10 protein-coding genes are annotated in these 14,798 nt (G+C 58.4%); 7 read left to right on the plus strand and 3 right to left on the minus strand.

Features of this window, described 5'->3' with window-relative positions; all coding sequences use genetic code 11:
• Positions 1-81 precede the first annotated feature (81 nt).
• From xdhA to VF694_RS01945, 7 genes are all read left to right on the plus strand, one after another.
• A complete protein-coding gene (gene xdhA / locus VF694_RS01915) occupies positions 82-1,575 on the plus strand; it encodes a xanthine dehydrogenase small subunit (RefSeq protein ID WP_003799363.1) in 1,494 nt (497 codons plus the stop codon).
• Positions 1,575-3,902, plus strand: a complete 2,328-nt coding sequence (xdhB, locus tag VF694_RS01920; protein WP_440163613.1) for a xanthine dehydrogenase molybdopterin binding subunit — start codon at positions 1,575-1,577, stop codon at positions 3,900-3,902. The genes xdhA and xdhB overlap by 1 nt, the downstream gene beginning before the upstream one ends.
• Positions 3,899-4,867 (plus strand): xanthine dehydrogenase accessory protein XdhC, encoded by a 969-nt coding sequence (gene xdhC, locus VF694_RS01925; protein ID WP_059318853.1) that lies wholly within the window; start codon positions 3,899-3,901, stop codon positions 4,865-4,867. The genes xdhB and xdhC overlap by 4 nt, the downstream gene beginning before the upstream one ends.
• A 24-nt stretch (positions 4,868-4,891) precedes the next feature.
• Positions 4,892-6,217, plus strand: a complete 1,326-nt coding sequence (guaD, locus tag VF694_RS01930; RefSeq protein ID WP_440163615.1) for a guanine deaminase — start codon at positions 4,892-4,894, stop codon at positions 6,215-6,217.
• A gap of 187 nt (positions 6,218-6,404) precedes the next feature.
• Positions 6,405-7,706, plus strand: coding sequence for a methyltransferase family protein (locus VF694_RS01935; protein WP_059318852.1), 1,302 nt, complete (start codon positions 6,405-6,407; stop codon positions 7,704-7,706).
• Positions 7,707-7,765: 59 nt separating this feature from the next.
• On the plus strand, positions 7,766-8,440 hold the full coding sequence (locus VF694_RS01940; protein ID WP_440163616.1) for a response regulator transcription factor: 675 nt from the start codon (positions 7,766-7,768) through the stop codon (positions 8,438-8,440).
• Between the two features lie 3 nt (positions 8,441-8,443).
• Positions 8,444-9,748 carry a sensor histidine kinase gene (locus VF694_RS01945; protein WP_131070662.1) on the plus strand — a complete coding sequence of 435 codons (1,305 nt, stop codon included), beginning with the start codon at positions 8,444-8,446 and terminating at the stop codon, positions 9,746-9,748.
• 332 nt (positions 9,749-10,080) lie between these two features.
• Here VF694_RS01945 and rpoD read toward each other — a convergent pair whose 3' ends face one another.
• From rpoD to rpsU, 3 genes are all read right to left on the minus strand, one after another.
• Positions 10,081-12,303 carry an RNA polymerase sigma factor RpoD gene (rpoD, locus tag VF694_RS01950; RefSeq protein WP_039942896.1) on the minus strand — a complete coding sequence of 741 codons (2,223 nt, stop codon included), beginning with the start codon at positions 12,301-12,303 and terminating at the stop codon, positions 10,081-10,083.
• A 258-nt stretch (positions 12,304-12,561) separates the two neighbouring features.
• A complete protein-coding gene (dnaG, locus tag VF694_RS01955; protein WP_003799346.1) occupies positions 12,562-14,559 on the minus strand; it encodes a DNA primase in 1,998 nt (665 codons plus the stop codon).
• The gene (gene rpsU, locus VF694_RS01960; protein ID WP_003799344.1) at positions 14,556-14,768 is read right to left on the minus strand and encodes a 30S ribosomal protein S21; all 213 of its coding nucleotides are present in this window, start codon (positions 14,766-14,768) and stop codon (positions 14,556-14,558) included. The genes dnaG and rpsU overlap by 4 nt, the downstream gene beginning before the upstream one ends.
• Between the last annotated feature and the right edge of the window lie 30 nt (positions 14,769-14,798).

Consider the following 14,798-nt stretch of genomic DNA (forward strand, 5'->3'; position numbering starts at 1 on the left):
TAGTGAACATCATTCCAGGCAAATGTTCGCGTCCTAAGCAAATGCTATCTTCGATCCGTAAAAAACCAGTCGAGTGAGATCATGGAGACAAGACCAATTCGTTTTATTTATCGCGGCCAGGTACAGGAAGTGGCTCACGCCCCCACCACGCGAACCGTTTTACAGTACATCCGTGAGGATCAGCACTGCACCGGCACCAAAGAAGGCTGTGCCGAGGGTGACTGCGGCGCTTGCACGGTCATGATTGGCGAACTGGACCAGAACAATCAATTGCAATTGCGTGCTGTCAACGCCTGTATCCAGTTGCTGCCGACCCTGGACGGCAAAGTACTCTATACCGTTGAGGATCTGCGCCAGCAAGACGGCACGCTGCACCCCGTGCAACAGGCCATGGTGGACTGGCATGGCGCCCAATGCGGCTTTTGCACGCCCGGTTTCATCATGTCGCTGTGGGGCCTGTACATGGGCCACTCGCCTGAGGATGGTCCCGTCTCCCGGGCGCAAATCGACGATGTGCTTTCGGGCAATCTGTGCCGCTGCACGGGCTACCGTCCCATTATTGATGCCGCCAAGGCCATGCACAGTTACCCCGCTGTCAGTCTGGACCGCGCAGCCCTTGAAGACACCCTGCGTACCATCCGCCACAAGGACATGCTGGCCTACGAGTACCAAGGCCAGACCTTCCACGCCCCCCGCACACTGGATCAACTGGCCCAGTTGCGCGAGCAGTATCCTCACGCCCGTATTCTGGCCGGCAGTACTGATATTGGCCTGTGGGTGACCAAGCAATTCCGCGACTTGCCACATTTGATCTACATCGGCCAGGTGGCCGAGCTGCGTGAACTGAAACCCATCGAGGACGATCTTTACATTGGTGCGGGCGTGCTGCTGAACGACGCGTTTGACGCCCTGATCGAGGACCACCCTGAGTTGACAGAGCTGCGCCAACGCTTTGCCTCCTTTCCGATTCGCAACGCCGGCACGCTGGGAGGCAATGTGGCCAACGGTTCGCCCATTGGCGACTCCATGCCAGCCTTGATTGCGCTGCGTGCTCGCGTCGTGCTGCGCAAAGGCGCCGTCGAACGCGTCATGCCTTTGGAGGACCTGTATCTGGCCTACCAGAAGACCGCCATGGAACCGGGCGAATTCGTGCAAGGCCTGCTGGTCCCCCGTCACAAGGCCCAGTGGCAATTTCGCACCTACAAGCTGTCCAAGCGTTTTGACCAGGACATTTCCGCTGTCTGCGCTGCCTTTGCGATAGAGCTGGACGGCAAGACCGTCAAACAGGCCCGTATTGCCTTTGGCGGCATGGCCGCGACACCCAAGCGGGCCAGTCAGGCCGAGCAAGTATTGCAAGGCCAGGCGTGGAACGAGCAAAACGTACAAGCGGCCATGCAGGCGCTGCAACAAGACTATCAGGCCCTGAGTGACATGCGTGCCAGCAGCGAGTATCGCCAGCAGAGTGCCGCCAATTTGCTGTACCGCTTCTTTCTGGAAACCCACCCTGAACACGCTTTGAGTCCCGCCCAGCTAAACGTCTTTCACCGAGCTCAAGCCAGCCTGGAGACTTTGTGATGAAAATTGACTCTATCGACCACCTGAATACCGCAAGCGCCCAGCGGGTGGGCGTGTCCTTCCTGCACGAGTCGGCCGAGCTGCATGTCAGCGGCACCGCGGACTACACGGACGATCTGCCCGAGCTGCAAGGTACCGCGCATATTGCTCTGGGGCTGTCCGAACGGGCCCATGCCCGTTTGCTGAGCGTGGACCTGGACGCCGTGCGCCGCGCGCCGGGAGTCATTGCGGTTCTGACGGTTGCCGACATCCCGGCCGCCAATAATTGTGGCCCGATTCTGCATGACGATCCCATTTTGGCTGATGGCGTGGTGCATTACTTCGGGCAGCCGGTTTTCGCCGTTATTGCCAAGTCTCATGATCAGGCACGTCGTGCAGCCCGTCTGGGCCAGATCACCTATGAGGATCTGCCAGCCATTCTGACACCTCAGGAAGCCAAAGCGGCTCAGGCCGGCGTGCTTCCCGTCATGAACCTGAAGCAAGGCGATGCCAAAAAGGCTCTGGAAGCTGCACCCCATCGCCTGCAGGGCAGCTTTCAATGCAATGGGCAGGAACAGTTTTATCTGGAAGGCCAGATTTCCTACGCCGTACCCAAGGAATACGGTGCCGTGCATATCTGGTGCTCCACCCAGCACCCATCGGAAATGCAGCAACTGGTTGCCCACTGTCTGGGTATTGGCGCTCACAAGGTCCATGTGGAGTGTCGACGCATGGGCGGCGGTTTCGGTGGCAAGGAGTCCCAGTCTGCGCTATACGCCTGCGTGGCCAGTGTGGCCGCCGTCAAGCTGCAACGTCCCATCAAGCTGCGCCTGGACCGCGACGACGACTTCATGATTACCGGCAAGCGTCACGGATTCTATTACGAGTACGACATTGGTTACGATGAGGACGGTCGCCTGCTGGGTGCACGCCTGGACATGACCGCCAACTCAGGCTTTTCCGCCGACCTGTCCGGCCCGGTAGCCACCCGCGCAATTTGTCACTTTGACAACGCCTATTACTTGTCCGATGTCGAGATGAGCGCACTGTGCGGCCGCACCAATACGCAGTCAAATACCGCTTTTCGCGGTTTTGGCGGCCCGCAGGGTGCCTTGGTAATGGAAGTGGCGCTGGACGCGATCGCCCGCCGTCTGGGCAAAGATCCACTGGATGTGCGCCGCATCAACTTTTACGGCAAGAAAGAGCGCAATGTCACGCCCTACGATCAGACCGTGGTCGACAATGTGATTCACGAGCTGGTGGCCGAGCTGGAAGCAAGCAGTCAGTACCGTGAGCGTCGTAAACAAGTCCGTGCATTCAATGCCAGCAGCCCGATCCTGAAAAAGGGTCTGGCATTGACGCCAGTGAAATTCGGCATTTCCTTTAACGTGCCTGCCTTTAACCAAGCGGGTGCGCTCGTTCACGTCTATCGCGACGGCACCGTACTGGTTAACCACGGTGGCACAGAAATGGGGCAGGGGCTAAACACCAAGGTGGCTCAGGTTGTCGCCCATGAGCTGGGCCTGAATCTGGAGCATATCCGCGTTACGGCAACCGATACGACCAAGGTGGCCAATACCTCGGCCACGGCCGCATCCACGGGTACAGACCTGAACGGCAAAGCCGCCCAAGATGCCGCCCATCAGATTCGCCAGCGTCTGACGACAGTGGCTGCCCAATTGTTCTCGGTAGAAGAATCCAGCGTGAAGTTCGAGCGTGGTCAAGTCCAGATCGGTGAGCAGACCATGCCCTTCTTCCAACTGGTTGAGCACGCCTACCAAGCCCGTGTCCAGCTGTGGTCCGACGGCTTTTACGCCACCCCTGGCCTGCACTGGGACTCCAAGGTCATGAAGGGCAACCCCTTCTACTATTTCTCCTACGGAGCGGCGGTCGCGGAAGTGCTGATCGACACACTGACGGGGGAGTCTCGCCTTTTGCGGGCTGATGTTCTGCACGATGTGGGCCGATCCATCAACCCCGCCCTGGATATCGGGCAGGTTGAAGGTGCTTTTATCCAAGGCATGGGCTGGCTGACGACTGAAGAGCTGGTATGGAATGCCCAAGGCAAGCTCACCACGCATGCCCCGTCGACGTACAAAATCCCGGCCATCAGCGACTGTCCCACCGACTTTCGCGTCAAGCTGTTCGACGGTTGCAATGCCATGGACTCGATTCATCGCTCCAAAGCCGTGGGTGAACCGCCTTTGCTGCTGCCATTTTGTGTCTTCAATGCCATTCGCGACGCCGTGGCCAGCGTGGGCAATAACCAAATCGAACCTGAGCTGAACGCACCCGCAACGGCGGAAGCCGTGTTGCGGGCAGTTACGGCGATTCGCGCTGCGAAATGAGTAACTGGCCCTCTCTTGCCCTCGCCCGTCTAAAAGCGGGCGAGCGGCTGGTGCTGTGTTCGGTGGCGCTGGCCAAAGGCTCCACGCCGCGCACGACAGGGACCGTCATGCTGTTCAGCCAGACGGAACAATGGCTGACCATTGGTGGCGGGCATCTGGAATGGGTGGCCGCCGAGCAGGCTCGTGTCTTGCTCGGCCAGCCGGGCGGACCGACCTGGAGCATGAGTCGCCTGCCGCTGGGCCCCAGTCTGGGCCAATGCTGTGGCGGTGTCGTTACCTTGTTGTACGAAACCTTGGACACGGCAGATCTGGACTGGCTGGAGGCGCTGGACGGAACCCTACGCGCCGGGCAGGCCGTCAGTCGCCGCTCTCGGTTACGGCCAGATGGCAGCAAGCTGGTGGATATCCAGTGCCCGTCTCTCGTCGACGAGTCCCGACTGGATTACGACGGCTCGCAAGGCGTCTGGCTGGAAGACCTGCCCCCCGCTCCCCTGACCATTTTGCTGTTTGGAGCAGGGCATGTTGGCGAGGCGCTGGTGCAGATCCTGGGCACCCTGCCCTGCCGGGTTCTGTGGATTGACGAACGCCCCGAACTCTTTCCCGCCCAGGTTCCCGACAACGTCAGCCTGGAAGTGACGGATATCCCCGATGCCCTGATCGAACAGGCTCCTGCCAATAGCTATTTTCTGGTGATGACGCATAATCACGGCCTGGATCTGGCGCTGTGCCAAAAGATCTTGCGCCGCCCCGATACCGCCTATGTGGGCTTGATCGGCTCCATGACCAAACGCCGTCAGTTCGAGCGCCGTCTGCAACAACGCGGCATGCCCGAATCCCGGATTCAGGACCTGGTCTGCCCCATCGGCATGCCCGGCATCAACGGCAAGGCCCCGTCGATTATTGCCGTGGCCGTCGCCGCGGAATTGCTGGCCCACGCCTACGCAATGGGCCGGCTCAGTCGCTGAGGCGACCCCGACTTCAAGGACACTATGACTACCTCTTTACACCCTGCCTGCGCCTACCGCGCCCAACTGCTGTACTTTGTAGCGGACCCCGCCACGCTGGAAGACCCTGCCGAGGCAGTACGCTACCATAGCGACGGTCTGTTGCTGGTCAATGAACAAGGCCGGATTCAGGCCTGCGGCGACTGGTCCGAGCTGTCGGACACGTTGCCTGCCGGTACGCAAACGCTTGATCTGAGCGGGAAAATCATCATGCCGGGCATGATCGACACACACCTGCACTTTCCACAAACGGATATCATCGCCTCTCCGGCCAGCGGCCTGCTGCCCTGGCTGGAAACCTACACGTTTCCGACAGAAGGCCGTTTCGGTGACAGCGCACATGCTCGCGAAGTGGCCGGCGTTTTTCTGGATGAGCTGCTGCGCAATGGCACGACGACTGCCCTGGTCTACGGCAGTGTCCACCCCCAGTCGGTGGATGCATTTTTCGAGGAAAGCCACGAGCGCAATCTGCGCATGATTGCGGGCAAAGTGATGATGGACCGCAACTGCCCGGATTATTTGCAAGATACGGCCGAGTCCGGCGCGCGCGATTCGGAAGACCTGATTCAACGCTGGCATGGCAAAGGCCGCCAGCTTTACGCCCTGACCCCCCGTTTTGCGCCCACCTCTAGCCCGGAACAATTAGCAGCCTGTGGCGAGCTGGCCCGTGCTTACCCTGACGTGTTTTTACAAACCCATGTGGCCGAAAATAAAGACGAGATCAAATGGGTGAGTGAGCTCTTTCCCACGAACCGCAGCTACCTGGATGTGTATGACAGCTTCGGCCTGCTACGCCCTCGCGCTATCTACGGTCACAGCATCTGGCTGAATGAACAGGATCGGGCACGCATGCATGATACTGGCAGTGTCGCGGCCCATTGCCCAACCTCGAACCTGTTTCTGGCCTCGGGCCTGTTCGACTTTCAATCCATCCGTCAAAGCAAGGTTCTGCACACGCTAGCCACCGATGTCGGCGGCGGCACCTCGTTCTCCATGCTGCGCACCATGAACGAGGCGCACAAAGTAGCGCGTCTGAACAACTACCACCTGACGGCGACGTCTATGTTTTACATGGCCACCGAAGGCGCCGCCCGCGCCCTGGACATGCAAGGGCAAATCGGGACGCTGGCACCCGGCGCCGAGGCCGACTTTATTGTCCTGGACCCCAAGGCCACCGCCTTGATGGCGCGCCGCAGCGCCTTGCTGAACTCGCTGGAAGAACAGCTATTCGTACTGGCCCTGCTGGGCGATGACCGCTGCATTCAAGCCAGCTACAGTGCCGGTCGCCGGGTACATGAGCGCGATCACTAACACAGACAGGCACGCATGCCCGGGCTCGGTCATCGACCGCTGACCGAACCCGGGAACGCTGCTTCGCTCTCATCGGCCCGCTGGGGCCTGGCGCAATTTCACGCGGATTTTACGCTGCCAACGATACATTGAGCCCGTCAGCAGAGAACCAGTTCCGGTTCCCTCTTATTCTTGGCGAGATTTCTTTATGTCCGGCACCTCTATCCAGGTACAGCGTAACGCTTTGTTTTACCTCTTAACCCAGGTTCTAGGAGTCACTTTCTTGTTTCTCTGGCTGGCCAGCCTGACTCAGGACTGGTCACCGCTCAACCCGTTACTGGCCGTCAGCCGTCAGCCTGGCCATATGGCCCATGAAATGAAAGAAGCACAAGGCCTGTTGACCGGCTTGATTGCGGCTGCTGGCCTGTCATTTGCCGCCTGGAAACTGTTGCGTTTGCGTGGACAGGACGCCTTGCCGGGCAAGCGCATCATGCTGTTGGGCACCAGTCTGTTTCTGGCGGTTCCCTTGTTGATGCTACTGCTGCAGCGTACGGCTGATTCCTACGGGCTGCACATCATGTACTTGTGGGTGCCCGAGCTCAAACCCCTGCTGGGTGTGGGGGCGGTCGTTGCGGTGGGAGCCGGCCTGCTGCATTTGTACTTTGCAGGCTGGGCCTTGAACCAGTCCCGCCTGCGCTGGGGCGGTCTGCTGGCGGGACTAGTGTGTGCATTTTTGCTGGGCCTGCTGGAAGCCGACCAGGAGCGTCTTGACCTACCACAGGTATTTGCCTCGCTGGCCATTGTCTGGTTGCTGGGCAGCCTGGCTTTCTATCCCCTGATTGTGAACCCCAAGCGCTGGTCCGCTTCACATAGCCAACGCGCCACCGTCGAACAGGCGTGGGAACACCTGGCCAGCGTTCAGGTGCAGCGCCGTCGCACCTTGGGGGTGTTTGGCGGTCTTATGGTCCTCATTTTGCCGTTCTTTGCGCCCACCTGGCAGGCCGACTCACTGGTGTTCCAGTTCACACGCATGAGCGGGCTGGGCCTGGTCCTGATTGCCGTACTGGGCCGTTGCTGGTGCATGCTGTATCTGGGCGGACACAAAGGTTCCAGCCTGATCAGCCAGGGCCCCTATTCCATCAGTCGCAACCCTTTATACCTGTTTTCACTATGCGCGGTCATGGGTATGGGAGCCCTGTCGGGCAGCCTGCTACTGGGCCCTGTACTGGCCCTGTTCGTCTACGCCGTATTCAATAATGTGATTGACGAAGAGCAGGTCCTGCTGCAAAAGGTGTTTGGTCAGGCCTATCTGGATTACTGTGAGCGCGTCCCTCGTCTGGCCCCACGCCTGAGTCTGTGGAACAGCCCTGCTGAACTGCAAGTCTCTTTAGGCGGCCTGGCACGAACATTGCGTGATGCGCTACCCTATTTCCTGATCTGGCCCGTTTTCGCGCTGGCCCAATGGCTGCAGATCAATGGCTGGGTACCTGTCTTGCTGCGTCTACCCTGAACAGCCTTAGGTGCAGTAAGCTCACCAAGAACCGGCCTTACTCTGTGGAACAAGCTGTCATGCGTGTCCTGATTGTTGAAAACGATACAACGATTGCCGAAAATCTCTATACCTACCTGGAGTTGAAAGGCTTTGCGGTGGATGCCGCCTACGACGGCAATGGCGCCCTGGCTCTGCTGGAGGAACAGGATTTCGATGCCCTGGTGCTGGACCTGGGCTTGCCGGGCCTGGACGGTTTTGGGGTGCTTCAGGCCTTGCGCCAATCCCGGCATAGCCCCATCCCCACTCTGGTTCTGACCGCCCGCAGCCAGTTGGAGAGCAAGTTGACCGCCTTTGACCTGGGCGCAGACGATTACCTGATCAAACCCTTCGCGCTAGCCGAGGTCGAGGCACGCTTGCGGGCCTTGTTGCGACGGGGGCCGCCACAGGTCCAACATGGCTCACTGCGTTGGGGGAGTCTGGAATACAACCTGGATTCCGCATTGGTCAGCGTGAACGGGCAAGAACTACACCTGAACTTCAAGGCCCGCCAGCTGCTGGAGGCCTTGTTGCGTGATCCGCAGGCCATTTTGACGCGTCGCGCACTGGAAAAAACACTCTGGCCACAGGGTGCCCCTTCGCCTGAAGCATTGCGCAGCCAAATCCATCTTCTGCGACGGGCCCTGTCGGAAGCCGGTGCAGGCACCATCGAAACCTTGCCGGGCATGGGCTGGCGTTTGCAACAGGAGAGTTAAACCATGGCCCAAGCACTGCGCCGTAGCCGTTTCATGAGCACCCTGACTCAGCGCGTATCGTGGGCCCTGACCCTGATTGCTGCTCTGCTCGTCGTCATTATGGGAGGCTTGGCTTATATCGCGTTTGCCCGCATGGAAGACGGGATGGTCAACGCCATGTTGGTCTCTTACGCGCGCAACCCCTCTTTGCTGCCCGACAGTGGCTATGGCCGCAGCGAGGCACTGGGAGCCGAACTGGATACCTACTGGTTTGTACCCGAGCAACCCAAGGACAATCTGCCCCAGTTCGCTCGCGTGCCCGAACCGGGGCTCTACGAATTTCATATAGGCAGCGACACCTGGCACGTACTGCGGCAGGACAAGGAGCAAGGCCAGCTTTATCTGGTGTACCGGGCCACCCCGCACGAGGACCGGGTACGGGAGTTCGGCCTGATTCTTTCCCTGATCGGCTCCGCCACGATCCTGTTGGTTTTCCTGCTTGGTCGCCGTGTTGCCCGCCATGCAGTCGCGCCCATGCTGACACTGTCCCGTCATCTGGAAAACTGGGCGCCGGGCCGCTCTGGCCTGCCAGAGCATCAGGATGACGAAGCGGGCCGCCTGATCCGGGCCTTTAACCGTATGCAGGAGCACGTTGAGGAACTGCTTAACCACGAACGAGAGTTTGCCGCCAATCTGGGCCATGAACTGCGGACCGGACTGACCGGCATACGCAGTGATTGCGAGCTCTTGCTGCTGCAACTGCCTGAGGGGCCATCACAGCAACGGTTGAAACGCATGATGGTTCAGGCCGATGCCATTAGCGCCAGTCTGGACGCGGCGGAAAGTCTGGCCTATACGGCCGAACGCCATGTACGCGAGGTCGATATCCGCGAGCTGGCCCAACAAACCTGGCAAGCCGTCGCCTTGCTGGATGCCAACAGCAGCAATGTGCGATGGAGCAACCAGTTGCCCGACACTCTGCTCTACACCCTGGACCCCTACGCCTTGTCCATGTTGTTGCGCATCCTGATGCGCAATGCCATCGATCACGCCGCGCCCTGCAAGCTGCAACTACGCTGGATTTCGCCCAGCGTACTGGCCTTGCAGGATGACGGCCCCGGGATTGCCGAGCAAGATCGGATTCTTATTTTCGAGCGCCATTTCAGCCAAGGTAAACAGTTGCCGACAGGCACCCGAGAAGAAGGCCACCGAGGAATAGGCCTGGCCTTGGCCCGCCAACTGGCGCTGGCACAGGGCTGGAGCTTAAGCGTGCAAAGCGGACCTGATGGCAAAGGCTGTGTCTTCAAGCTGGACCTGGACCCGGCCTGATCTCCCGAAACAGCCAGACTCTCCCTGCTCTCTGTTGCCCCCATAGCAAGGAGCAATAAAACCATTTAGTCCGTCAAAAAAGACGCCCTCCCAGCCCCGATCGAAGGCCGCGTCCAAGCCTTGAAAACGCACCTCGTCAGGCTGGGCGGAGCACTAGGAGCACTAGGAGCACTAGGAGCACTAGGAGCACTAGGAGCACTAGGAGCACTAGGAGCACTAGGAGCACTAGGAGCACTAGGAGCACTAGGAGCACTAGGAGCACTAGGAGCACAAAAAAACCCGGTCTTCGCAGACCGGGTTTTTTTTAAGCTCTATACAGACTTGCTCACAACTTACTGGCTTTCCAGGAAACTCTTCAGTTTGTCTGCACGACTAGGATGACGCAGCTTGCGCAAGGCCTTGGCCTCTATTTGACGAATACGCTCGCGCGTAACGTCAAACTGCTTGCCCACCTCTTCCAGCGTCTGGTCGGTGCTCATCTCAATACCGAAACGCATGCGCAGCACCTTGGCTTCGCGGGGCGTCAAGGAATCCAGGACGTCTTTGACCACATCGCGCATCGAACCGTGCAAGGCGGAATCCGACGGCGAAACGGTGTTGTTGTCCTCAATGAAGTCGCCCAAATGAGAATCGTCGTCGTCACCGATCGGAGTTTCCATGGAGATAGGCTCTTTGGCGATCTTCAAGATCTTGCGAACCTTGTCTTCAGGCATGTCCATCTTCTGGGCCAAGGTTGCCGGATCAGGCTCAACGCCGGTTTCCTGCAGGATCTGACGATTGATACGGTTCATCTTGTTGATCGTCTCGATCATGTGAACCGGAATACGAATCGTACGGGCCTGGTCGGCAATCGAACGCGTAATGGCCTGACGAATCCACCACGTTGCATACGTGGAGAATTTGTAGCCACGACGGTACTCGAACTTGTCCACTGCCTTCATCAAACCGATATTGCCTTCCTGAATCAGATCCAGGAACTGCAGGCCACGGTTGGTGTACTTCTTGGCAATGGAGATCACCAGACGCAGGTTGGCCTCGGTCATTTCGCGCTTGGCTTTGCGTGCCTTGGCTTCGCCCGTGGTCATGCGCTTGTTGACCTCTTTCAGATCCTTCAGCGGCAACACAACACTGGTTTGCAGGTCGATCAGCTTTTGCTGGATTTCCTGAATCGCAGGGATGTGACGTTCCAGAATGGCGCTGTAGGGATGGCCGGCAGCCACTTCCTGCACCACCCAGTCCAGATTGGTTTCGTTGCCGGGGAACGCCTTGATGAAGTGGGCGCGTGGCATGTCCGCCCGATCCACACAGATGGTCAGGATTTCACGCTCATGCTGACGCACGATCGCAACCTGTTCACGCATGGTATCGGCCAGCTTCTCCACCATTTTGGCAGTAAAGCGAATGCCCATGAATTCGTTCAGAATGGTTTCCTGAGCCTGCACATAGCCCGGGCTCTTGTAGCCTTCGGTCTCAAAAGAGACGCGCATCTTGTCAAACCACTCGCCGATGATGTCGAACTTCTTGAGCGACTTGTTGCGCAGATATTCAATCTGCTTGCTGCTCATGCCGCCGGCTGGACCTTCGTCCTCGTCGTCGGCAGTGACACCGGAGCCGGCGTACTCTTCGCCATCATCATCCACCAGACCGTCAACCACTTCGTCGATCTGCATGACGCCTTCACGTACACGCTGAACGTAGGCCAGAATTTCGTTAACGGTGGTAGGACAAGCGGCAATAGCCATCACCATGTGCTTCAGGCCGTCTTCGATACGCTTGGCGATTTCAATCTCGCCCTCGCGCGTCAGCAGCTCCACCGACCCCATCTCGCGCATGTACATGCGCACCGGGTCTGTGGTGCGACCGAAGTCGGAATCCACGGTGGTCAGTGCAGCTTCGGCTTCGTCCTCGACATCATCGTCGCTGGATGCCATGGGCGCGTTATCGCTCATGAGCAAGGTATCCGCGTCGGGAGCCTGGTCGTAAACCGAAATACCCATGTCACTGAAGGTGCCGATAATGCCGTCAATGGCTTCGACATCCACCAGATCGTCGGGCAGGTGGTCATTGATCTCGCTGTAAGTCAGGTAACCCCGGTCCTTGCCCAGCTTGATCAGTGCCTTGAGGCGATTGCGACGCGCTTCCTGTTCTTCCGGGCTCAACTGGCCGCGCACACCGAACACGTCTTTTTCGGCCTTGGCGCGCTTGGCTCCACGCTTGGCAACCGGTTTGAGATCAGGAATGACCTCTTCTTCGCCCATTTCGTCGTCATCGACAAAATCGATGCCGTCGTTATTTGCGTTTTTTGCAGGACGTCCACGGCGACCGCCGGTAGCGGCCTTGACCGCTGTTTTCTTGGCAACCGCTTTTTTGGCTACCGTCTTTTTAGCAGCCGCCTTTTTAGCTGCCTTTTTGGCAGGCGCTGCGCCTGGCTCTCCACTTTCGTGAAGCTCATCGAGCTCTACCGAGCTTGATGCCCCTGATTTTGCTGTCGCGGCCAAGGTTTTCTTAGCAGACCGAGAGACCGTCGTCGAGGTTTTACCAGTCGTTTGAGTCATATTTTCTTCCATAGACGCCATTTACCCCTGTGGCACTAAATGTGTAGCCACCGAGTCGTACAGGCAAGAGCCTGATAATGAGCGTGTTCACAACCGGCTTGCTCCTGGACGTGCTGCGCTAGCGAACCCTAAATAAATGTAATCCCTGGCTCCGGGCTCAAGGCATAAGGTGGTTCACAATCCGCTACCCGCCACATTTGCTCGCGTACCAGTTTTAACCCCCTGGCCGGCCACAAACACAACACATAACCCAATATTTTACTTCACTTGCCGAGTATAAGCAGCATTCAACAAAGCAATACGGCGTGTCAATTCTTGATAACGCTGACGCTGTTCAGGCTCTTTCAGGCCTGTGGCCACCAAAGCCGATTGCTCTGCCTTGATCGCATCGAGTTCAATGCGATAGAGCGCATCACGCCATTCGCCTTGCGGGTCGGGCAATTCCTCTTCGCCCAACAGCTCGGTGGCCAGCGCTTCCAGCACGGGTGCCAGATCAGACTCGGGGTCCACCGCCTCCAGCAACGCACCTGCATGACGCGCCGAGCTGATATTGCTTAACGCAATCAACTCCTGCACAAGACGCAAATGGGGGCTTTGAGCCAAAATTTCAAGCTGTTGATCACCCAGTTCACCCACCAGAGTAGGATGTCCGATCAGCAAGCGCAGCAATCGCTTGGCCATCGGAGTCACCGCACGGCTACCGCCCAGCGGAGCGCGATCCGGGCGTGGGCGAGCATTTCTGTCCTTGCCTCGCGCTGGAGCAGGGCGCTGCTGATAATCCGGCTGGGGTTGCCAGTCGGCATCATCGTGCCAGCCATCCATGGGCAGGCTGTCAGCAAACGAACCGTCAAAACCATCCTCAAACGGTTCCATCCCGTCCGGTGCGGACTGCGCAGGTACAGGCGGCCGGGCCACCAGACCGTCCTGGGCTGCCGGTGCATCAAGCGCCGGTCGGCGCACCGGCTCTACCGTACTGAGGCGCTGCGCCAGCTCGTCCGGGGTCAGCATCACCATGCGGGCGAACTCATGCTGAATCTGCACCTTCAAGGTGCTGTCAGCCAGCTCCAGCAACAAAGGCAAGGCTTCGTGGACGCAAGCAGCGCGGCCTTCTGCCTCGTCCATGCGATGATGAGCCGCCAGCTCATCCAGGAAAAAGCGCGATAAAGCGGCGGCTTGCTGGGCTTGTTCGCGAAACGCCTCCGCGCCAAATTCACGAACAAAGGAATCGGGGTCGTGATTATCCGCCAGAAACATGAATCGGATCGAGACATCATCACGAACCAGAGGCAGACAGGTAGTTAAGGCACGCCAGGCGGCCTTGCGTCCCGCACGGTCGCCGTCAAAACAAAACACCAGTCTGTCACTGGCGCGCATCAGCTTGGTGATGTGATGTTCCGTGGTTGCCGTACCCAAGGTCGCGACGGCATTGTGCAGGCCGTGCTGCGACAAGGCAACCACGTCCATATACCCTTCCACAATCAGAACAAAGCCTTCTTTGCGTATGCCCTGGCGCCCTTCCCACAGGCCATACAGTTCGTGGCCTTTGGAGAACAGCGTGGTTTCCGGAGAATTAAGGTATTTAGGTTCGCCTTTTTCAATCAGACGGCCACCAAAGCCAATGATATGGCCCTTGGTGCTGCGAATCGGAAACATGATGCGCGAACGAAAGCGGTCATAGCGACGACCATCCTCGGACTCGATCACCAGACCGGACTCAACCAGTTGCTTGTCTTCGTACTGTGGAAACACAGCCGACAGCCCACGTCGCTCGGTACCGGTCCAGCCCAAGCCGAAACGGGCAGCCGTCTCCCCATCCAGGCCACGACGCTTCAGATAATCGATGGCAATGGGTGACTGTTTCAGTTGACGGAGGTAATGCCCCTGTGCCGTTTCAAGAATATGATGCTGGCGCGATAGTTCGTCTTTTCGACGGGCATCGGCCGCTCGTTGGCGCGGGGTACGATCTGCTTCGGGCACGGTCATCCCGACGGAGGCAGCCAAGCTGCGTACCGCTTCAGGGAATGAAGCCCCTGTGTGTTCCATCAGGAACGAGATTGCCGATCCGTGAGCGCCGCAACCAAAGCAATGATAAAACTGCTTGGTCGGACTGACTGTAAATGAAGGGGATTTTTCGTTGTGAAAAGGGCATAGGCCAAGCAAGTTGGCCCCGCCTTTACGCAACTGCACGTACCGCCCGACGACATCTACGACATCGACACGGGCGAGCAGTTCCTGAACAAAAGATTCAGGGATCAATACAAGCGTGGGGGCAGTTGCTGGCTGCGGATGCGTTTGTAATGACGCTTCACGGCGGCAGCGTGCTTGCGCTTGCGCTCGGCCGTTGGCTTTTCGTAGAATTCGCGCGAACGCAGTTCGGTCAACAGACCGGTTTTTTCAATAGTGCGTTTGAAGCGGCGCAGAGCAACTTCAAAGGGTTCGTTTTCTTTCAGGCGAACAATGGACATGTAATCCCTGACCTTTGTAAAAAGAGTTAG

Origin of the sequence: Alcaligenes sp. Lyrl_28 (genome assembly GCF_051948705.1) — a bacterium.
Lineage (GTDB): Bacteria > Pseudomonadota > Gammaproteobacteria > Burkholderiales > Burkholderiaceae_B > Alcaligenes > Alcaligenes ammonioxydans.